Raw genomic sequence first — 21161 nt, 5'->3', positions numbered from 1 at the left:
CGTCAAAGAACGGCACTCCCGCGCTGACAGGCGACACGACGCCGGCCGGCAGGCAGAAGTGATCACGCTGTTGGAGACAAGCGGGGCCCTAGAGAACCGCGGCTTTTTCAGGCTCCCCCACATAGGCGACGCATTTGTTGCGGCCGGTGGACTTGGCCTCATAAAGGGCCGTGTCCGCCTTTTGCATCAGCGTTGAGAACTCGACGTCCTCACGTGCGGCAGCTGCCAGACCCATACTGCAGGTCACGGTCTGATCGACAGACTCCAGCTGGCACTCTTCGATGATCTTCTGGCGCAGACGCTCGCAGACCAGCATGGCGTCGTCCATGTTCGTGTTGTGCAGGATCATGCAGAACTCTTCGCCGCCGACCCGTCCGAAGACATCGACCGCGCGCAAGGCTCCGCCGATCACGTCGGAAAACAGCTTCAGGACTTCGTCCCCTGTCGCGTGCCCATGCACGTCGTTGATCTGCTTGAACTTGTCGATGTCGATCATGACGGCCGTGAAGGGGCGCTTGGTCCGGCGGAAACGCTGGACTTCCGTGTTGGCGCGTTCCAGGAAAGCGCGGCGGTTGAGCACCTGGGTCAGATCGTCGACGCTGGCAATGCGTTCCAGGTTGACTTTGGCGTCCATGAGCGCCTGGTGATCGCGCTGGCGGGCAATCTCGTGCCCGACCCAGTCCGCGAACTGGCGTACGATCTGGACGTCTGCCGGTGTGAACGGCCGTTTGCGAACATCGGGAGAAGTGAAGTTGATCGTGCCGTGGACCTCGCCGTCAACCAGCAACGGCGCGCCGATATAGGTCTCCAGGGCAAAGAGCTCGTAACACGGGTGTTTGGCAAATTCCGAGTTTGCCGCGCTTGCTGTTGCAAGGGGGCCATCGGCGTCAAGCGTCAGCGTGCAGTAGGTGTTTTCCAGGGGAAAGGACGTGCCGGGCACAAGCTCGCCGCCCGGACTATGCGCATGCGTGATGGTGTAGTGGTCATCGATCACATGGCTGATGATGCCGAAGGGCAGATCAAAGTGTTCTGTGCCCAGTCGCAGGATTTCGGCGATCTTGTCCTCATGGCTCAGCTCGCGGGTAGACGTTATGGCATAGAGCTCGGCCAGGGTCCGCTCGGTTTTTTTCCGATCGGTATTGTCGGAAATCAGCACGACGATGCCTTCCACCGTGCCGTCTTCGGCAAGGCGAGGGTTACAGCTCATCAGGCATTCGCGGTGGATGCCGTCGGGAAAATGAAAGCTGACCTCGGTTGAGACCTTGTCGCCTTTTTGGGCCTGCTCGAAAAGCGAGCGCACAATCTCGCGCTCCTTCCAGGGAAGGGTGTCGCGCAACCGCGAACCGATGAGGTTCTGAGGTTCGTCATTGAACCATTCGCAACCGGTCTTGTTGATGAAGACGCAGCGGCCTTCCGTGTCGACTTCCGTGACACTTGCCGTGATGTTGTCCGCCATCAGGGACAGGTTTCGATAGGCCGCTTCTGCCTGGGCACGGGCGTGTTTGAGCTCGGTGATGTCTGCCCGGATCCCGGCAACACCGCCGCTGCTGGTTCTTGTTTCCGACACGCGCAGCCAACGGCCGTCGCCAAGGCTTTGTTCGATAACCTTGCCATCTGCGGCCTGGTGCCAGTCCAGCCGTTGCTGGAGCCACTCATCGTCGCTGAGGCCGCCGGTGTCATACTGTTTCTTGTTCAGTCCAAAGCGCAGGATATCCTCGAACCGGTTGCCCGGGAAAATGGCCTGAGCTGAATGGGCATAGATTTCGCGGTACTGATCGTTGCAGATGATCAGGCGATCTTCCGCATCGAAAATGGCAAAACCCTCGGTGATTGCATCAAGAGCATCTTCCAAGGTCAAGGCAATGTCGCTGAGCTTGGATTCAAGTGCCTTGCGCTCGGCGGTGTCGCGGGCAATGAACAGCAGCCCCGAAAGGGTCTGGTCAGCGTCAAACAGCGGAGCGCTGACAACCTCGGCAGATACCGAGCTGCCATCGTCAGCCTTGAGCTCAAGGGCATGGGCACGGCGGTGCCGCTGGTCGGCGGGGGACTGATACAGTTCCGCCATCGTCTCGAATTGTGCGGGATCGGCAAAGAACCGTTCCGTCGTTGCCCCGACCAGGGAATCGGCGTCGGTCTTGAGAAGCGTTTCCATGGCCTTGTTGACGAACACGATCTTGCGATCGGCATCCGTGACAAGCACGCATTCGTTCAAATCGCCAAACGACTGTTTCAGATCCAGTGTGATGCTTTCAGCCATATCCGTCCCCGCAGTCTCGCTTTGTTCGAGCTTCACTCACATTCAAGACAATAAAAGTTTAATAAAAGGGATACGTAGAGGAAGAGAATGACAAGAAAGGCCGCTTACTTTTGTGGTGAATTGCAAAAGGATTGGTAATATTGCCTAGATCTATTCGGTCTTGAGTGCTTCACAGGAACTTTCTCATCCGGTCCAGTGCTCTTTCGATGTTTTCTGTTGAATTGGCATAAGACAGCCTGATGTAACCTTCTCCCAGCGTGCCGAAGTCCGGTCCGCCGATCAGGGCAACACCCGTTTCCTCAAGAAGTGCGGACGCGAGGTCCTTGGACTTCCAGCCGGTGTTCCTGATGTTTGGGAAGGCATAAAACGCCCCCAGGGGCGTGCGGCATGTGACACCGTCAAGGGCGTTCAGCCCGTCAACCGTGACGCGCCGCCGGGCATCGAATTCGCGCAGCATTTCATGCACGGCATCTTGCGGACCTGTCAGGGCTGCCAGAGCTCCGAATTGGGCAGGCGCGTTGACGCAGGACCAGGCGTTGACGCCGAGTTTTCGGGCCTTGTCGATCAAACTGTCCGGCCAGAGCGCAAAACCCATGCGCCAGCCGGTCATGGCATAGGTTTTCGACCAGCCGTCCAGAAGGATCAGTCTGTCCCGGATGGTCTCGAAGGACAGCAGGGAGACATGCTCCATACCGTCATAGGTCATCTGGGAGTAGATCTCGTCAGACAGAATGGCGACATCCGGGTGATGCTGCAGACCGGCGACCAGTTTTTCGATTTCAGCGCGCGGGGTCACACCGCCCGTCGGGTTGGCCGGAGAATTCAGGATCAGCAAACGCGTCTTGTCCGTGATCAGTTCAAGGGTCTCTTCCGCGGAAAAGGCGAAGTCGTTTTCTTCGCGGATCGGCACGGGAACCGGACGCGCTCCGGTGAATTCGATCATGGACCGGTAGATCGGAAAACCCGGATCCGGATATAGAATGTCCACGCCAGGTTCGCCGAACATCAGGATGGCCATGAACATGGTGACCTTGCCGCCCGGGACGATCAGCACGTTCGCCGGATCTGTTTCGACGCCATGCCGTTTCAAGAGATCCGCACTGACGGCTTCCCGCAACGGAGCGATGCCGGTTGCCGGTGTGTATCCGTGATGGCCGTCGCGGAGCGCCTTGATCGCCGCTTCGACAATATGGTCAGGGGTTTTGAAGTCCGGTTGGCCAATGCCGAGATTGATAATGTCGCGGCCCTCTTCGGCGAGCGCTGTTGCGCGCGCCAGAACGGCAAACGCGTTTTCCTCACCGATCCGGTCAAAACCGGCAATTGTCTGCAGCATTCCTGTCTCCCGACTACGGCATTTCAAAGTTTGACGTTAAAGCTTGTGCGAAACAGTTGGAAAGTCTGTCGGCGGTACAAAAGGTACGATCATCTCCGGAGCCGGGAAATTTTCTCGCGCCTCTCCCATTGGTCGGGAATTGTGCTTATATTCGCGCCAAAGGCGCCCGCCCTGTTGCGGGCCAAAGACCACCCTCATGCCAGGATGCTGCGCAATGACTGCGACCCAGGACGCTCCGGCCCAGATCCCCGTCACCGTGCTGACGGGATATCTCGGCGCCGGCAAGACCACCCTTCTCAACCGGATTCTCACCGAAAACCATGGCCAGAAATATGCTGTCATCGTCAATGAATTCGGCGAGGTCGGCATCGACAACGATCTGCTTGTGGAATCCGACGAAGAAATCTTTGAAATGAACAACGGCTGCATCTGCTGCACCGTCCGCGGTGACCTGATCCGCACCGTTCAGAACCTGATGAAACGCCGAGGGGCCTTCGACGCCATCATCGTCGAAACCACGGGCGTTGCCGACCCGGCGCCGGTCGCGCAGACCTTCTTCATGGATGACGATGTGCGGGCCAAGGCGAAACTGGATGCCGTGGTTGCCGTCGTTGACGCGCGCCATGTGCTGCAGCGCCTGGAAGACACCGAAGAGGCAGAAGACCAGGTGGCGTTCGCGGATGTCATCCTGATCAACAAGACCGATCTGGTCTCCGCAGAGGAGCTTGCCGCCGTTGAAGCGCGGATCCGGGCAATCAATCCCTATGCCGTGTTGCACCACAGCGAGCGTTGCGGCGTCGACATTGCCAAGGTGCTCGATCGTGGCGCGTTCGACCTGGACCGGATCCTGTCGCTCGATCCGCATTTCCTGGAACATGGTCATCATGCTCACGAGTGCGGTCCGGATTGCGATCATGACCACCATCACCACGATCATGATCACGACCATCATCACGGGCATGATCATGGCCATCACCATCATCACCATGACGAGGACCCGCATTCGGTGAAGAGCATCTCGCTGACCGCCGGCGATCTCAATCCGGACATGTTCTTTCCCTGGATCAACCAGGTCACCCAGGTTCAGGGACCCAACATTCTGCGCATGAAGGGCATTCTGGCCTTCAAGGACGATCCGCAGCGCTACGTTATTCAAGGCGTGCACATGATCGTGGAAGGGGATCACCAGCGCGACTGGAAGGCGGACGAGCCGCGCGAGAGCCGTCTCGTCTTCATCGGCCGTGATCTCAACTGGGATGTGCTCAAAGACAGTTTCCAGGCCTGTGCCGCACAATAGGGATCGTCAGCCTTGCCAACAGTAGCCCCCCTGGATGTGGACGGCTTTGTCGTCCGCGCGGGTTTTCTCAATGACCTTGCCTATTTCGCAACCGGAGAAGGGGAAATCCTGTTTTCCGGCAGCGGTGAAACAAAGGCCCGGCCACACAAGGCTGGTCTCCTGGCGGCAGAACCGCTGCGTGATGGCAGCGGCCTAGTCACCTCCGGCGACGATGGCTGCATCTATCTGACGGCCGCGGACGGAACCAGCTCCCTGGTTGCCGAGCGTCCGCGCAAGTGGATCGACCTGATTGCGACCGGGCCGTCTGGTGCCGTTGCCTTTGCCAGCGGGCGGACGGCCTGGGTCCGGCTTGGCGACGGCCGCGAAAAGGAATTTGCCCATGACCGGGCGGTCGGTGGTCTCGCCTTCGCGCCCAAGGGCGTTCGTCTTGCGGTGTCCCGCTATGACGGGGCAACGCTGTGGTGGGCCGGGTCAGATGGGGCCCCTGTCGACTTCAGCTGGAGCGGGGCCCATCTGGGCATCAGTTTTTCCCCCGACGGCAAGTATCTTGTCACGGCCATGCAGGAAAACGCCCTGCACGGTTGGCGGCTCTCCGACAGCCAGGACATGCGCATGACTGGCTATCCGGCCAAGGTCAAATCCTTCAGCTGGTCGCTCAGGGGCAAGTACCTTGCAACCTCCGGAGCAAATGCTGCGATCCTCTGGCCGTTCTTTGGCAAGACCGGGCCGATGGGGCAGAACCCGCTGCAACTGGGCACAAGGAGCGACAGCCTGGTGTCATCCGTTGCCTGTCACCCGAAAGAAGAGGTCGTTGCGGTCGGCTATCAGGATGGCATGATCCTGATGTGCCGGTTTGCCGACAATGCGGAAGTCTCGCTCAGGCGACCCGGCAACGGTCCGGTGACGACGCTGGAGTGGGATGCAGCCGGCGACCGTCTTGTGTTTGGAACCGAGGCCGCCGAAGCAGGCCTTGTCAGCATCAAGGACTGATTGACGCGACACGGAGGAGGGGCAAATGGCGCGGATGCTGATGTTGATCGTCATGTTGATGGGGGGAACCGCGACCTCTCAGCTTCCCGAGTTCTCGCAGCAATACCGGCAGCGCCTCGGGGGTGCGATCGACGCCCTGGAAGAGATCCTCGCGGATTTCAACCGGGACGCCGCGCAGCACGGGCTGTCTTCCGCCGAAGCGATCGCGCGTCAGAAGGCTTCCGAAGACCCCTTCATACGGGCGCGCGGCGACAGCATGCTCAATGCGGAGATCCGCTTGAGCCGACTGAAGCAGCAGCAGAGCGAATACGAAAACGCGGGGCCGTTCGAGCGGCTGATGATATTTGCGCGCGGGTTCGATTCTCAGCTGGCACAGGCGACCGCCGAAGATTATGAGCCGGCCGTGCCGGTGACCGTGACAGGGTTTGCCAGTGCCGGCATCGGTGCGCTGGCCGGTCTGCTGGTGATGCGGGGTCTGATCGGTATGGCCAGGTTGGGCCGCCGTCGCCAGCGGCAAAACGGCTGAGAAGCCGGTGCCTGCGCGGCTGTTTGCGCAGATCTTCAGTCCTGCTGAACATGTTTTGGCGTTTGCGCGGAAAATACTGTAATCAACTTCCACAGGATGCGCCCAGGGAAGGATGCCGGATGGATGCGATCACGCGGATGCGATGCTTCATTCAAGTTGTCGATTCAAACGGATTTTCCGCAGCAGCCCGGGAAATGGGCCGCTCCAAGGCCCTGGTTTCCAAATATGTCGGTGAACTGGAGGATGAACTCGGTGTCAGGCTTCTGAACCGGACCACCCGGCAGGTCTCGATGACCGAGGTTGGTGAGGCCTACTACAAGGAAGCGGTAGAAATCCTGCAGCGGATCGACGATCTGCAGGCATCGGTCCAGTCCTCGCATCAGGAAGTGCGCGGTCGCTTGCGCGTGTCCGCTCCCCGCTCGATGGGCGACGATATGCTCAACAGGGCGATGATGCAGTTTCTCGTGCAGTATCCGGAGATCAATCTGGATCTGCGGCTGGAAGATCGTTTCGTCGATCTTGTCGAAGAAGGTTTTGACCTGGCGGTCCGGGTCACGCAACTGGAGGATTCAAGCCTGATTGCCCGCAAGATCGCGCCCTTCCGGACGGTGGTCTGCGCCAGTCAGAAAACCATCGAGACCTTTGGTGCACCGCGCGTTCCCGCCGACCTGGCAAGTCGTCCCTGCATTATCGACACCAATTACCGCTACAAGCAGAACTGGGCGTTTCAGGACAGTGGTGAGCGGTTGTCGGTGGCGGTCAAGGGGCCGCTTGAGGTCAACAGTGCTGCGGCAGCCCGGGAGGCGGCGCTCTGCAACCTGGGTTTCCTGAGGACGCCCTTGTTTTTCGTGAAAGAGGACATCGACAGCGGCCGGCTCGTCACGCTTCTGGAAGATTATGAAGAACCCATGCGGGGCATACATGCCGTTTATCCGCACAGGCGGCATCTGAGTGCAAAAGTGCGAGCTTTTGTCGATTTTCTGGTCGAATGGTATTCAGACAAGAAAGCATGCGCCTGACACCTGCCGCATCTTTGCAGCAGTGCGCCCAGCGCTTCGCCGCGGACAGCCGGTACCTTGGCCCGACTGTCCGTTAACGCGTTTCCGGTCGCAATCGCTCGCTAGAGTTCCAGGCGCAGATATCGAAATTCGGTCGTTATCGGCGCGGTGTTCCATTCCTCAATGACCGTGAGCTGGTAACCGCTGCGCAGCACCTTTTGCGACATCAGTCCCTTTCGGCTCTTTCGCTTGGCGATTGTCCGGAAGGAGGAAGGGCTTGCAGGGCAACGAAAAACGCTTATCGCGGCGCTGTTTGCGCCATTTGTGATCGCCCGGGCCCGTGTGGGCAGCGCCAGGGCCAGGGTTCCCGTGGCCGCAAGAGACAGAAAACAGCGTCTGTCCGGATGTCCTGCGCCTTGCCCGCTCATATTAGGACTCTCTCGTAATACTGCACGTCCGGAGGTGACGTCATGAAGGATAGCAACTGCTCCATGACACCGTTTTCCGTGATGGATTGAATATAAGCCTGGTGATGTGCGCGGGACTTCCACTCTTCCAGGATCATCAGCTTGCTTGTGGGGGCGTCGAACAGGATCGATACTGAAAGCGCACCGTCAAATCCGCGCACCGCCGGCAGCTTCTCTGCGAGGAATTCTTCAAGCGGCTCGTAGAAACCGTCACGTACGGTCATTTCCAATGTTACCCAAATACTCATTCACCGATCTCCTTTGTGACGCCAGAGGCATAACCGGCGCCCAGGTCCGGGGGATACAAGGCATCGGGCACTAATGCCGGAAATCGAGCGTGTGATGAGACAATCCGACCTCTGACCCGATGGCGGGATCTGTGTCAGTCTGAGAGCGCTTGATGCAGTGGGAGAATGTGCGTTGACAGGGAAAGATCACAAGGGATCGGCCAGACTTTCAGACGGTGTCGAGCGCTGCCTGGTCATTCCCGAAGGGCTGGCCGGTTTTCAGGATGCGGACCCCGTCCTGGTGCAAGGAAGCGCTGCCATCTATCACAAGCTCATCAAGGCGGAGGCGATCGGTGTTGAGTTTATTTGCAGTACACCATGCCTGTGTTTTGTCATGAAAGGCCGGGAAACCTTTCTGGCCCCCGACGGCGCCGAGCATGTCGTTGAAGCCGGCAACATGATCCTGCTGCCGCGGCACACTTACTTGGTGTCCGACTTTCACGATGCACATGGTCCGCTTGAGGCGTTTCTGTTCTTTTTCGATCCGGGTACCATTGGAGCGTTTGCAGCCGGTGTGAAGCGGCCCTTTGACGGGCCTGGAAAGCGCGCCAATGCCTTTTTGATTGAAGGCCGGGAGGGCCTGCCGGCCTACATGTCGACAGTGCCGAGCCTTTACAAGAATGTTTCGGGTTCACAGGGACTGCTCAGGGTGAAACTGCTCGAACTCCTGCACCTGATCGCCGCAATCGATGGTCCGAACCGGTTGATGGATTTTCTGTCCGGAAACCGCGAGGCAAACGGAAGAAAGAACATCCGGCATCTGATCCGCCATTATCGGGATTGCAACCTGTCTGTCGCCGAGTTTGCCAGGCTATCCGGTCGCTCGGTTTCCGCCTTTCACCGCGAGTTCAAGCGTCAGTATGGTGTGGCCCCCAGCCGCTTCCTGATGGAACAGCGCCTTGCGCGCGCCAAAGAGGCGCTTGTTTCAACGCAGCTGTCCGTGACCGACATCGGATTGAATGCCGGTTTTCAGAGCACGTCGCACTTCATTTCCCAGTTCAAAAACGTTTACGGCGTGACCCCCAGACGATTGCGCATGGCTGTCCGATAACCCCCGGGTTGATAGAGACCTAGTGGATGTACTTAGGCGGCTTGGAATATTTGTTGCAGGTGTAGGTAAAGCTTGAAAAATTGTTCCATAGGACCCACAGTCTTTCCATGAATGACGCTCAGGAACATATTGCCGCCCGTCTGGAGCAGGTGTTCTGGAACCGGGGGTTTGCGGAGCCAAGCGTGCCGGAACTCAGGGCCGGCGTGGGTGTCAGCATGCGAACGCTTTACCGGCACTTCCCATCCCGCGAGGCTATGGTTCTGGGTGCGCTTGAGTACCGGCACCAACGTTATCTCAAATACGTGCGCGAGGGTGTAAGTGCACCGGGTCTGGCTGCTGCCGAACAATTGTTCGACAAGCTTGGTGGCTGGATGCGCATGACCGAAGGCAAGGAATGCATGTTCCGTCAAGCGCTTGCGGCCAATCCGGACAGCAGTGACATCGAAGCCATGGTCAAGCGGCACAAGGGCGAGCTGCTTCGGTTTTTCGGGGAATTGTCCGGTCAGGACCGCTTCGCGTCCAAACTCTACCTGCTGCACGAAGGCGTCACGTCCTGCTATGCCGAGATGGGCGAAACAGCGGTCGAAGATGCCAAAGAGATGGTGCGGCAGATGTTCAAGGCCGCGAACGAACGGCAGTTTTCGTGATCAGGCCGGAAAAGCGAAAAACGGCGGTCTGACCGCCGCTTCTTTTGTCATGTTCATGCTGTGCCGGGTTCAGGAGGCGTTTGCCAGCCGTTCCTCGGCCATGGTGTCGGCGACCTGCTCGGGCGTGGTCTCTTCCCGTGCGGCCCGCTCGAAGATGGTGGTGAGCGTATCGCCGATGGCGAAGGTCTTTTCACGCACGAGGTTGTCGCCGCTATTTGGCGTTGCCAATGCGATGGAGATCACGCCACCGGCATTGATTGCATAGTCGGGTGCATAGAGAATTCCGCGTTCTCGAAGTGCCACGCCGTCAGCAGGGGTCTCGAGCTGATTGTTCGCGGCTCCGGCGACGATCTTTGCCTGGATATGCGGAATGGTTCTGGCGTTGAGGCCGGCACCGAGCGCGCAGGGAACAAAGATGTCTGCGGCCACCATGTGGGCTTCGCCGGGGTCTACTGCCGTGGCGCCGAAAGCCTCGATGGCGCGAATGACCGCCGGGGCATGAATGTCCGAAACGATCAGTTTGGCACCTGCGGCGTGCAGCTGGCGGGCAACGTCATAGCCGACATGTCCGAGGCCCTGGACCGACACGGTCAGGCCGCTGAGGTCGTTGCTGCCAAAGACATGCTTCGCCGATGCCTTGATGCCTTCAAAAACACCGAGGGCGGTGTAGGGCGAGGGGTCGCCAAGACCGGTTGCGCTGGTTCCCCGCACGTGATCGGTGTGGCGGGCCACTGCCTCCATGTCGTCCGGCGAGACACCGACATCTTCCGCAGTGATGTAGGTGCCGGACAGGCGCTCGACATGTTTGCCGAAGGCTTCCATTAGCGCAGGCGTCTTGTCCTTGCGTGGATCGGCGATGATCACCGCCTTGCCGCCGCCGAGGTCGAGCCCGGCCAGGGCGTTCTTGTAGGTCATGCCGCGGGACAGGCGCAGCGCGTCGGTCAGGGCATCCGCCGGCTTTTCATACGGCCACACCCTGCAGCCGCCGAGGGCCGGTCCGAGCGTTGTGTCGTGAACCGCGATGATGGCACGCAATCCCGTATCGTTGTCCTGGAGGAAAACCACATTCTCGTGGTCACCCGTTTCCGGGTGATCGAAAACGGCGCTGTGATAAACAGATGTGTGCAAGGCGTTCATAGCTGGCTCAGTAAGCTGGTTATTGTTGTGAATATTTTACGCCCCTTCTTGGGAAGAATGTCTCTTTTGACCTCAAATCCGACCGAAATCCGGGCTGTATGTTCCTATTTTTGCGTAAACATACGAAAATTGTTCCTTGGTGATTTTGCGCTGCGGCGCCGCGGACGTCATCTTCCTGCCGTCTTCTCTGGTCAAGGGGCAGGTGTCGTGCCATGTAAACTGTTTGACATGAGACCTGGTGGAATATGATCGTGCGGTCCCTCATCGCCTGTTCCCGCAATGCCGTCGCCTTTGCACTAAGGCGCGCTGCTCTCGGCCTTCTGGTCCTGGTGGCCACACTTACGGGCCTTGCCGCGCATCCTCATGTTTTCGTGGAAGCGCGATCCAAGCTGGTTTTCGATGACGACGGCAATGCGGTCGCCGTGCAGCATATTTTCCGCTTTGACGATGCTTTTACGGCCTTTGCCATTCAGGGGTTCGACACCAACAATGACGGTGTCTATTCCCGCGAAGAGCTCAGCGAGCTTGCCGATGTCAATATCGAAAGCATGGCTGATTTCGGTTATTTCACCTTCGGCGACAACACCCGCATCGAACTCGATTTCGAAACGCCGACGGACTACTGGCTCGAAGTGGCCACGGTGCCGATCCAGGACTACTGGGTGATGAAACCCGAAGACTTCGAGGCCATGCGGGAAGACGTGCAGATGAATGGCGGTTCCATGATCGAGGATGTCGATCTGCTTGAACTGCATTTCACACTGCCTCTGAAGGACGCAAGCGACGCGGACAACGCCATCACGCTCGATGTCTACGATCCGACCTATTACGTCGATTTCCGCTTCGGCCAGGAGGACGGTGCTCTCGGAACGGTAAATGCACCGGCAGCCTGCCAAATCACGCGGCGCGAACCACCACCGCTTGACGATGCCACGGCTTATGCACTTGCCCAGATCGGACCGGATCAGCGCGACTTGCCGCCGGAACTTCAATCGGCCGCGGCATCGCAGATCAACCAGATGATTGTCACATGCGGAGGTGCGACCACCACCGCCTCAGCGGGCGATGGCGTTGCGGCGCCGGAAACGACCACAAGCGTTGCCGCCATTGAAAACGCCCTTCAATTTCCCGCGGACACTGGGACGGGAACATCAGAAAGCCGGGCGGAGGACGTTGTTGCGGGCGCGCAGCAAGATGTTCTGGTGATTGACGGTCAGGGCCAGCCAGAAATCCAGGTCGGCGTTCTGGACAGCGTCTTTGGCACGATTGCCGTCAAGCAGAAGGAATTCTATCAGTCGCTGGTTGCCAGTCTGCGGTCTTTCCGGAGTGATCCGAATGCATTCTGGCTGTTGGTCGGGCTGTCTTTCGCCTATGGTATCTTTCACGCGGCAGGGCCCGGGCACGGCAAGGCCGTCATCACGTTATATGTCGTGGCGAACAACGAGACCTTGAAAAAAGGGATCGTGCTGTCATTTGCTGCGGCCTTTGCGCAGGCGCTGACCGCGATCGTTCTGGTTGGCGGCCTGGCGATCGTGCTCAAACAGACCAGCATTGTCGTGCAAGATTCGGCCGAGTGGCTCGAAGTCGGTTCCTATGCGCTGATCACAGTTTTGGGAGCCTGGTTGCTGTGGTTGAAAGCGTTCAAACCTCTTACCTCGGCGTTAATTGCCAGGCTTTCTTCAAACCAACTGGCCCTTGCCGGAGCCGGCCATGGCCACCACGATCATGGTCATGGGCACCATCATCACGGGCATGGGCATCATCACCACGAGATCGGCCCGGACGGGGTTTGCTCTACCTGTGGTCATGCACATGCGCCGACGCCGGAAATGCTACAAGGCAAGATCACTCCAAAACGCGCTGTGGCCATCGTTCTGGCTGTTGGTTTGCGTCCCTGTACCGGCGCTTTGGTGGTGCTTGTGTTTGCCCTGTCGCAGGGCATGGTTGCCGCCGGCATAGCTTCGACGCTTGTCATGGCGGTCGGGACGGGGATAACGGTGTCGCTGCTCGCCGCACTGGCGGTGGGCGCCAAGGACCTGGCTGTCCGTTTGTTCGGTGAAGGCAGCCCGATGGCAAACCTTGTCCATCGAACCATCGAGATCGTCGCCGCACTGGTGATTTTCCTGTTTGGCCTGATCCTGCTGATTGCCGCGGTCGGGTGGCGCTAGAGACCTACAGCCCCAACCTTTTCTGCCGATAGCTGCGCACGGCGTCGCCGAAGGCGGCGAAGAGCTTCCTCGACGGACCATCAGTGGTGACCCAGTATTCCGGATGCCACTGGGTGGCGAGCACATAGCCCGGGCTGTCCTTGACCGAAACGGCCTCGATCGTGCCGTCTTCGGCCTGAGCCTCGATGACAAGGCCGTTGCCAAGCGCCCCGACCGCTTGCCGGTGCAGGGAATTGACCTCGAACGGCTCTGCGCCCAGCACCTGTTCCAGGCAGCCGCCAGGGGCGATTTCGACCGGATGGGCAATACGGAAGCGTTCGTCCTGATGATCGGATTGCGGTGCGCGGTGGTCCCGGCGTCCGGTCATGGCCTGGATCTCTGTATGAAGCGTGCCGCCAAGGGCGACATTCAGCTCCTGCATGCCCCGGCAGATGGCAAAGACCGGAATACCACGTTCCAGCGCCCGCTTCAGAAGCGGCAGCGTGGTGGCATCGCGGTCCGGGTCATATGGCCCGTTTTCTTCGGTGGGAATGTCCCCATAAAGCTGCGGGTTGACATTGGACCGGGCTCCGGTCGCAAGCACACCGTCGACCTGGTCGAGGGCCGCATCGAGGTCGAGGTCCGGGCCGAGCGAGGGCAAGATCATCGGAATGGCATCCGACCCCTTCAGGACGGCCTGGAGATAGGTGGAGATCACGGCGTGCCAGTTGAAGCCATCAATGGCTTTCACGTCGGCGGTCACCAGGACGAGCGGTTTGGTCATGTCTGAGCCTGTGGAATCGCGAGGCGACTGCCTCTCACCAAAAATGTGATCACAAAATAGACGTGAAAATCTAATCCAGCAATCCCAGATCCTGGGCGACCTTGTAGAGCTGGGCAGCGTTCTTGGTGCCGACTTTTTCACGCAGGTTCAGCCGGTGGGATTCAACCGTGCGCACGCTGATGCCGAGTTCCTTGGCAACTGCCTTGTTGGGCTGGCCCCTGGCAATCGCGGTAAGGACCTGGCGCTCCCGGTCCGTGAGACCATAAGGATCTTCGACCGGAGCGGAGGTGTTGGCGCCAACCAGTGTCGGACCGACGGCGGAGGAGAAATAATAGCCGCCATTGGCAACGCTTGTAATGGCCGTGATCATCTCCGCAGCCGAGATGTCCTTCAGGATATAGCCGCGCGCACCGGCCTGGACGACCCCGCGCACATATTCCGGATTGTCGTAAACCGACAGGATCAGTACCGCGATCCGCGGCAGGGTCTGTCGGATCTGTGTTGCGGCCTCCAACCCGTTCATCACCGGCATCGACACATCCATGAGCAGGACATCAGGCTGCAATTCGCGGGCAAGAGTGAGGGCGTCCCGGCCATTGGTTGCCTCGCCCACCACTTCCAGTTCAGGCACTTTCTGCAGTCTGGCGCGTATGCCGTCGCGAACCAGTTCATGGTCGTCTGCAAGCAGCACGCGGATGGGTCTGGACAAGGATTTTGGCGTGGCGGAAGTCATTGTCATCACTGCATCATGCCGCTTTTGCGGCTGCGTTGTCGAGCGGCATCTGAACCTTGATCCTGGTGCCGCCCGATGAGCGGCGGCTGAGGGTCAGTTTGCCGCCATAGGTCTCGATGCGTTCGCGCATGTTGCGGAAACCGAGGCCGCCGGATTTCGGCAGCGGGCGGGGCAGGCCGACACCATTGTCCTCCACGAACAGAATGAGGGTCTGCAGGCCGACCTTCAGGCTGATATTGACTTCGCTGGCCTGGGCATGGCGGGCGACATTGGTCATGCATTCCTGCACCACCCGATAGAGCGCCGTCTTGGCGCCTTCCGACAGGCGGCTGTGGCACTGTTCGGCGGTGACATTAACGGTGATGCCGGACTGGTTCTGGAATTCCTTGCCGAGACTGCCAAGGGCTGCAGCCAGGCCCATGTCATCCAGGACACTGGGTCTGAGGTCGCGCGAAATCCGGCGGACCTCGGCAATCGTGCCGTCGAGCGTCTTCAGGCATTTGGCGGCCTGGGCTTGCAGGTCCGGCTCGCGATTGGCCTCGCTGTGGATCAGTTCGACACCGTACCGGACTGAAACCAGCAGCTGCGAGATGCTGTCATGCAGTTCGGTCGAGACGCGTTTGCGTTCCTGTTCCTGAACCTGGAAGATCCGGTTGGTCAGTTCCTTCAGCTTGCTGTCGGCAAACCGCTGTTCGGAGAAGCGTACGCCGGCGATCAGCGAGCCGGCAATGATGATGGCTGCCAGCGTGATCATGAAGATCACGAAGAGCGTCTGGCGGATGGACCGGGCGAAGTCCACGCGGATGGCGCTGACTTCCCGGGTAATGTCGTCCGTGTAAAGGCCGGTGCCAAGCATCCAGTCCCATTTGTCGAGCAGGATGGCATAGCCAAGTTTTTCTTCCACCGAACCGGTCGACGGCTTGTGCCAGACATACTGGTGGAAGCCGCCGCCACCTTTGGCTGCTGCAATCAGATTGCGAATGACGTAGTCGCCCTTGTCGTCCTGAAGATCCCACCAGTTGCCGCCAACCAGATGCGGCAGTTTCGGATGCACCACATTGGTGCCGTCCAGCTGGTAGACGAAGAAATAGCCGTCATAGTCGAAGGTCAGGTTCTGGAGGATCTCCTTGACCTCCTGTTGGGCGGCTGCACGGCCGTTCGGTTCCTCCCGGTAGATCTGCTCGATCGAGGTCAGGGCCAGGCTGACATAGTTCCGGATTTCCTGGCGCTTGGACGCCAGGATGCGCTCCTCCACGGACCTGGTTTCGGCGGCGATCAGCTCCCGGGACTGATAGTATGTGACGCCGCCGATCAGCATCGATACCGCGATCAGCGGCAGAATGGTGATGAGCAGCAATTTGGTCTTGAACGTCACCTATTTCGCCCTCTTGTTGCGCAAATGCCCGTTTCACCGGTGTTCTGTTGCTTCAATCTCAGTAGTACTACCGAGAAGATGCGCAGAACCACGAATAGCATCCGCACCGCTCCGTCAACTAGACATACGCGGAGATCGGTGCAAGTGTGTACCCGGTCCGAAATCGGGTCCGATTAGGGAGGAAACTAATGGATCGTCGTTCGTTTATCAAAAAGGCCGGCCTTGGCGCTGGCGGTATAGCTGCAGGCTCCGCTCTGGCCGCTCCGGCTATTGCTCAGGGCACCACCGACATGGTGATCGTGTCCACCTGGCCGCGGGACTTCCCGGGCCTGGGTATTCCGGCACAGCGTCTTGCCGCCCGTATCGCCGAGCTGACCGAAGGCCGTATCAACGTTCAGTATTTCGCCGCCGGCGAACGCGTTGGTGCCTTTGACTCCTTCGACGAAGTTGCTTCCGGTAACGCGCAGGCCTACATCGCCGCCGACTACTACTGGAAGGGCAAGCACCCGGGTTGGGCAGCTTTCACAGCCGTGCCGTTCGGTCTGACCGTCACGGAAATGGATGCCTGGATCAAGTTCGGTGGCGGCCAGGAGCTGTGGGACGAACTCGCAGCCGGCTTTGGTCTGAAGAACTTTGCCTGCGGCAACACCGGCGTCCAGATGGGCGGCTGGTTCAACAAGGAAATCGAAACCGCCGACGACCTCAAAGGTCTGAAGATGCGTATTCCGGGTCAGGGCGGCGACGTTCTGGCGAAACTGGGCGCGTCTCCGGTCTCCCTGCCGGGTGGCCAGATCTATGAAAACCTCGTCTCCGGCGCGATCGACGCAACCGAGTGGGTTGGTCCGTTCAACGACTACTTCATGAAGTTCTACGAAGCGGCCAAGTACTACTACTACCCGGGCATGCACGAGCCGGGCGCCATGCTGGCCATGGGCTGCAACAAGGCATGGTTCGACGGTCTGTCCAAGACCGACCAGGCCATCATCGCAGCGGCCTGTGCGGAAGAAAACGCCAACACCATGGCGGAAACCAACGCCAACAACGGTGTCTACCTGAAGCGTTTGATCGAAGAGCACGGCGTTGAACTGAAAGAGTTCAACGACGAAATCTACGACGCCTTCGGTGAAGCAGCTCAGGAAGTTCTCGAAGAGGCCATGGACCATTCTCCGGAAGCCAAGAAGATCTTCGAAAGCTTCGTCAATGCGCGCCAGGAAATCGGCAGCTGGATGGCAATCTCCGACGTTGCCTATTCCAACAAGCGGAACCGCGTTCTGGGCATTCCGTCCTAAGCACGGCTTGGGGGATAAAGGGACGGGAGCAATCCCGTCCCTCTTTGCATTGACAAGATAAAAGGCATAGCCACGATGACGGCCTTGGACCCTGTTCAAGACGGCTCGCCTGCCATGAATTCCGGTGACGCTTATACTCCCGGTAGCGCCCGCATCTTCCGCCTCTTCGGCTGGACCGTGCTCGCGATCATGACGGCGTTTCTGATCAACAACTACCTGACATATTGGCAGAACCTGCCCGGTGTGCAGCCCATCTACGGCGGCGTGGCGAACGGGTCGATGTCGATCATCTGGTCCTGGTTTCAGCTGGCCATCTATGCAGGCCTGATCCTGTGGGGCTTTGCTTATGTGATGCGGTCCGACAGAACCCTTCGCGAGGACAGTGCCCGCATCAGCAACATCAATGCCTTTCTGATACGTGCTGCCTTCTTCGCAGTCCTGATCGTCGGACTGGTGGATGCCGCGATCTCCTTCCTGCGGGTTGAGGGCTTCCTGGCGAATGTCGTCGGCGAGCAACTGGCCGAGGATCTCGGCAAGTCCAGGTTCCGCGGCGCCTACGTGCACATGCCGCTGATCGGCCTGTCCGTGGTCATCGCCGCTTTCACGCGCACGCTCGGCTTTACCTGGCTGGCATTGCTGGTCGTGATCGCCGAGCTGATGATCGTGATCGGCCGTTTCGTCTTTTCCTATGAGCAGGCCTTCCTGGCGGATCTCGTCCGCTTCTGGTACGCGGCCCTGTTCCTGTTCGCCAGTGCCTACACTTTGCTGGAAGAAGGCCATGTGCGCGTCGACGTCTTTTACGCCGGCATGTCGACCAAGACCAAGGGCTACGTGAATGCCTTCGGCTCGGTCGTGCTCGGCATGACGCTTTGCACGGTCATTCTCTTCATCGGCATGGGTGGCAAGCAGAACATCATCAACAGCCCGATCCTGACCTATGAGGTCACGCAGGCCGGCTTCGGTCTTTACGTGAAATATCTCATGGCCGGGTTCCTGGGCGTGTTCGCCGTGACCATGCTGATCCAGTTCGTGTCCTATTTCCTGGATGCCATCGCCGACATTCGCGGCGAACCGGGTGGCCGGGACCATAGCAGCAGCGCAGCACACTAGAGCCGGGCGAGACCAACAGACATGGAACTTTTCTTCCTTCTTCTTCTTGTGGTGCTGATGGCCTTCGCGCTTGGCTCCGGTTTTCCGGTCGCCTTTGCTCTGCCGGGCTCTGCGATCCTCACCATCGGCATCGCCGCAGGCACCGGCTATCTCTTCGCCGGAGACACGGATGCCTTCTTCTCCCATGGCGGGCCCGGGCAGTGGCTGAGCGCTGGCGTTACCAACTTCCGAGGGATCTACTGGGAGGCGGAGCGAGATACGCTGATCGCCATTCCGCTCTTCGTCTTCATGGGCATCATGCTGCAGCGGTCCAAGATCGCCGAGGATCTTCTGGTGACCATGGCGCGCCTGTTCGGTCCGGTGCCGGGTGGTCTGGGCATCTCCGTCGTGTTCGTGGGCGCGCTTCTGGCAGCGACCACCGGCATTGTCGGCGCGACCGTTGTGGCCATGGGCCTGATCTCGCTGCCGGCCATGCTGCGCAACAATTACTCCGTGCCGCTGGCAACGGGCACGATCGCAGCGTCGGGTACGCTTGGGCAGATCATTCCACCGTCCATCGTCCTGATCATTCTGGCTGACCAGCTGGCCAGCGCAGTCGACCAGGCCGGTTCGCTCAGAACGACGCTCTACAAGGCCAATACCGGCGAGTTGTCGATGCCGTCCGATTTTGCCGTCGTCTCGACAAGTGCCGGCGAAATGTTCCTGGGCGCCTTCCTGCCAGGTCTTGTCCTGGTCGGGCTCTACATGCTGTTCATTCTCGGCTTTGCGCTCTTGAACCCGAAAGCTGCTCCGGCCGTTCATGAGGAAGGCACATTCACCCGCCAGTTTGCCGTCAAGGTGTTCATCACCCTGGTGCCGCCGCTGGCGCTGATCTTCCTGGTGCTCGGCTCGATCATCGCCGGTGTTGCCACCGTCAACCAGGCCGGTGCCATCGGCGCCGTTGGTGCCATGGTGATGGCCGGTTACCGTTTGCGGGAAGGCAAGCGGGGCGCCTATTCCCCCGCGATCATCGCGATTCTGGCGCTCCTGGGCCTTGCCGTCGTCATCAGTTTCTTTGGCGCGGTCAACATCAAGCTGATCCAGACCAGTGATGACCTGGTCGCCCTGATCCTGGCGCTGATTGCCGTGTCGCTCCTGCTGATCGCAATCTTCTGGTCCGGGTGGCGCACTCTGCAACTGGAAAACACCCTGCGCGGGGTCATGGTGGAAACCGCCAAGACCACCGCCCTGGTGTTCATCATTCTGCTTGGTGCGGCCATGCTGACGTCGGCCTTCCGTGCCTTTGGCGGCGAAGAACTGGTCAAGAACTTCCTGCAGGGTCTACCGGGCGGGTTCTGGGCCCAGTTCCTGATCGTCATGCTGGTGATCTTCATCCTCGGCTTCTTCCTCGACTTCATCGAGATTGCCGTGGTGGTCGTGCCGATCGTGGCGCCGATCCTGCTGGCCGACCCGTCGGCCAACGTCACGGCCGTCTGGCTCGGCGTAATGATCGGCCTGAACATCCAAACCTCGTTCCTGACACCGCCCTTCGGTTTCGCGCTGTTCTATCTGCGCGGGGTTGCGCCGGCCGTGGTCAAGACGCTGGACATGTACAAGGGCGTCATTGCGTTCATCTGCCTGCAGCTTGTGGCACTCGGCATTGTGGGGCTTTATCCGCAATTGGTGAACTACCTGCCGAACCGCTCGTCGCTGCTGTCGGAAACGGCGCCGCCGCCGAAGAACCCGCGCCTGCAATACTGCATGGAACGCCTCATCTACGAGGACTTCCAATCGAATGGCGACAGCATTCTGGCCGCGATCCAGAAGGCCGAGGCCATCGACATGAGCTATCTGCCGGAAGACCTGCAGAAGGACATGGCCGAAGGCTTTGAAAAGGCCCGCGATGCCATCCCGCAGATGCAGGCGATTGCCGAGGCGGAAGCAGCCGTGGAAGCCGCCTCAGGGGATTATCGTCCTGAACACGTGACCGTTCGTGCCCTGGAACGCGATGCGCGCCGTGTGGATGAACGCATTGCCGAATACCAGATCATCGTGGACCGGTCCGGTGCGAATGCCGTCTACACGCCGGAACAGGGTGAGCGCGCCAAAGAGCGGATTGCTGCGCTTGAGGCAGACCGCGACGCAATCCTGGGCGAAATCCCGGGGACCTGGGAAGACACCTACAACGCCTTCTCGAAGATCCAGAAGGCGGAGACCAAGGCGCGTCAAACCTACCGCCGGACAGTCGACCAGGCCTATGAGCCGTTGCTCGAACTGAAGGCGATCCTTGGGGATGCGGACACGGTTGCCGCCTTCAAGCCGGAGCTCGAAGCCCTGAAGGCGGAAGTGGCCCAGCTTGAACCGGAAGCCGCTGTCGAAGCCATTGCCGCGATGCGCTCGAAAGTGGGCGCAGCGGAAGGCACCGGTGATATCCGCAAGGGCTTGACGGAAGCGCGCAAGATCATGCGCAGCCGAGAGCCCAATGCGGAGGCCGCCATTGCCGAGATCGACAAGTCGATCGCCGCACTGGATGCCGATCTTGCCTGGCGTCAGAAGGGCGCAGAAGAGATCCTGCCGCAACTGGCTGCCTATGACGCCGCTGTGATCAACAATATCGGCATCCGCGCTCAGGAGCGTCTGCCGAACGACATGGCTCTGGACGTTGCTGCCTGTCTGTCGGATCACCGGGATATTTCCCTGAGCTTCTAAGACAAGCCAAACGAGTTGATGAAAGGCGGGAGGCATGTTCCTCCC

At 59.5% G+C, this 21161-nt stretch carries 18 protein-coding genes; 10 read left to right on the top strand and 8 right to left on the bottom strand.

The genetic code is table 11. The features are described 5' to 3' along the window. Positions 1–88: 88 nt before the first annotated feature. Both ACO6TG_RS11930 and ACO6TG_RS11925 read right to left on the bottom strand, forming a co-directional pair. Complete coding sequence (locus ACO6TG_RS11930; protein ID WP_422378372.1) at positions 89–2257, bottom strand: diguanylate cyclase; 2169 nt, start codon at positions 2255–2257, stop codon at positions 89–91. A 169-nt stretch (positions 2258–2426) separates the two neighbouring features. Continuing rightward, a complete protein-coding gene (locus ACO6TG_RS11925; protein ID WP_422378371.1) occupies positions 2427–3590 on the bottom strand; it encodes a pyridoxal phosphate-dependent aminotransferase in 1164 nt (387 codons plus the stop codon). A gap of 214 nt (positions 3591–3804) precedes the next feature. Between ACO6TG_RS11925 and ACO6TG_RS11920 the strand changes: the two genes are divergently transcribed. The 4 genes from ACO6TG_RS11920 (at position 3805) to ACO6TG_RS11905 (ending at position 7422) form a co-directional block, all read left to right on the top strand. After that, positions 3805–4887, top strand: coding sequence for a CobW family GTP-binding protein (locus ACO6TG_RS11920; RefSeq protein WP_422378370.1), 1083 nt, complete (start codon positions 3805–3807; stop codon positions 4885–4887). A 12-nt stretch (positions 4888–4899) separates the two neighbouring features. Further along, the gene (locus ACO6TG_RS11915; RefSeq protein ID WP_422378369.1) at positions 4900–5877 is read left to right on the top strand and encodes a WD40 repeat domain-containing protein; all 978 of its coding nucleotides are present in this window, start codon (positions 4900–4902) and stop codon (positions 5875–5877) included. A gap of 25 nt (positions 5878–5902) precedes the next feature. After that, positions 5903–6403, top strand: coding sequence for a DUF2937 family protein (locus ACO6TG_RS11910; protein ID WP_422378368.1), 501 nt, complete (start codon positions 5903–5905; stop codon positions 6401–6403). Between the two features lie 119 nt (positions 6404–6522). Next, on the top strand, positions 6523–7422 hold the full coding sequence (locus tag ACO6TG_RS11905; protein ID WP_422378367.1) for a LysR family transcriptional regulator: 900 nt from the start codon (positions 6523–6525) through the stop codon (positions 7420–7422). Between the two features lie 101 nt (positions 7423–7523). Here ACO6TG_RS11905 and ACO6TG_RS11900 read toward each other — a convergent pair whose 3' ends face one another. Beyond that, the gene (locus ACO6TG_RS11900) at positions 7524–7829 is read right to left on the bottom strand and encodes a hypothetical protein (protein WP_422378366.1); all 306 of its coding nucleotides are present in this window, start codon (positions 7827–7829) and stop codon (positions 7524–7526) included. Further along, complete coding sequence (locus ACO6TG_RS11895; RefSeq protein WP_422378365.1) at positions 7826–8116, bottom strand: putative quinol monooxygenase; 291 nt, start codon at positions 8114–8116, stop codon at positions 7826–7828. The genes ACO6TG_RS11900 and ACO6TG_RS11895 overlap by 4 nt, the downstream gene beginning before the upstream one ends. A gap of 172 nt (positions 8117–8288) precedes the next feature. Here ACO6TG_RS11895 and ACO6TG_RS11890 point away from each other — a divergent pair, with 172 nt between their 5' ends. Then, positions 8289–9206, top strand: a complete 918-nt coding sequence (locus tag ACO6TG_RS11890) for a helix-turn-helix transcriptional regulator (RefSeq protein ID WP_422378364.1) — start codon at positions 8289–8291, stop codon at positions 9204–9206. Between the two features lie 107 nt (positions 9207–9313). Beyond that, positions 9314–9853, top strand: coding sequence for a TetR/AcrR family transcriptional regulator (locus ACO6TG_RS11885; protein ID WP_422378363.1), 540 nt, complete (start codon positions 9314–9316; stop codon positions 9851–9853). A 69-nt stretch (positions 9854–9922) separates the two neighbouring features. On the opposite strand, the gene ACO6TG_RS11880 is transcribed toward ACO6TG_RS11885, so the two are convergent. After that, on the bottom strand, positions 9923–10990 hold the full coding sequence (locus tag ACO6TG_RS11880) for a Glu/Leu/Phe/Val dehydrogenase dimerization domain-containing protein (RefSeq protein WP_422378362.1): 1068 nt from the start codon (positions 10988–10990) through the stop codon (positions 9923–9925). A gap of 251 nt (positions 10991–11241) precedes the next feature. Here ACO6TG_RS11880 and ACO6TG_RS11875 point away from each other — a divergent pair, with 251 nt between their 5' ends. Further along, entirely contained in the window at positions 11242–13158 is a 1917-nt protein-coding gene (locus tag ACO6TG_RS11875) for a DUF1007 family protein (RefSeq protein WP_422378361.1), read from the top strand. Between the two features lie 4 nt (positions 13159–13162). Here the strand turns inward: ACO6TG_RS11875 and ACO6TG_RS11870 are convergent, their stop codons facing one another. The 3 genes from ACO6TG_RS11870 to ACO6TG_RS11860 form a co-directional block, all read right to left on the bottom strand. Continuing rightward, positions 13163–13921: a gamma-glutamyl-gamma-aminobutyrate hydrolase family protein gene (locus ACO6TG_RS11870; RefSeq protein ID WP_422378360.1), complete on the bottom strand. Its 759-nt coding sequence runs from the start codon at positions 13919–13921 to the stop codon at positions 13163–13165. A 70-nt stretch (positions 13922–13991) separates the two neighbouring features. Further along, a complete protein-coding gene (locus ACO6TG_RS11865; RefSeq protein WP_422378359.1) occupies positions 13992–14660 on the bottom strand; it encodes a response regulator transcription factor in 669 nt (222 codons plus the stop codon). 7 nt (positions 14661–14667) lie between these two features. Beyond that, positions 14668–16029, bottom strand: a complete 1362-nt coding sequence (locus ACO6TG_RS11860; RefSeq protein WP_422378358.1) for a cache domain-containing protein — start codon at positions 16027–16029, stop codon at positions 14668–14670. A gap of 188 nt (positions 16030–16217) precedes the next feature. On the opposite strand from ACO6TG_RS11860, the gene ACO6TG_RS11855 reads away from it, so the two are divergent. From ACO6TG_RS11855 to ACO6TG_RS11845, 3 genes are all read left to right on the top strand, one after another. Next, complete coding sequence (locus ACO6TG_RS11855; protein WP_422378357.1) at positions 16218–17318, top strand: TRAP transporter substrate-binding protein; 1101 nt, start codon at positions 16218–16220, stop codon at positions 17316–17318. A gap of 75 nt (positions 17319–17393) precedes the next feature. Beyond that, positions 17394–18428: a TRAP transporter small permease subunit gene (locus ACO6TG_RS11850; protein ID WP_422378356.1), complete on the top strand. Its 1035-nt coding sequence runs from the start codon at positions 17394–17396 to the stop codon at positions 18426–18428. 21 nt (positions 18429–18449) lie between these two features. Beyond that, entirely contained in the window at positions 18450–21116 is a 2667-nt protein-coding gene (locus ACO6TG_RS11845; RefSeq protein ID WP_422378355.1) for a TRAP transporter large permease subunit, read from the top strand. Positions 21117–21161 lie beyond the last annotated feature (45 nt).

This window comes from Roseibium sp., from assembly GCF_965233565.1.
GTDB lineage: Bacteria > Pseudomonadota > Alphaproteobacteria > Rhizobiales > Stappiaceae > Roseibium.
Note: the sequence above shows the minus strand (reverse complement) of the source record. Positions and strands in the feature narration are given on the sequence as shown.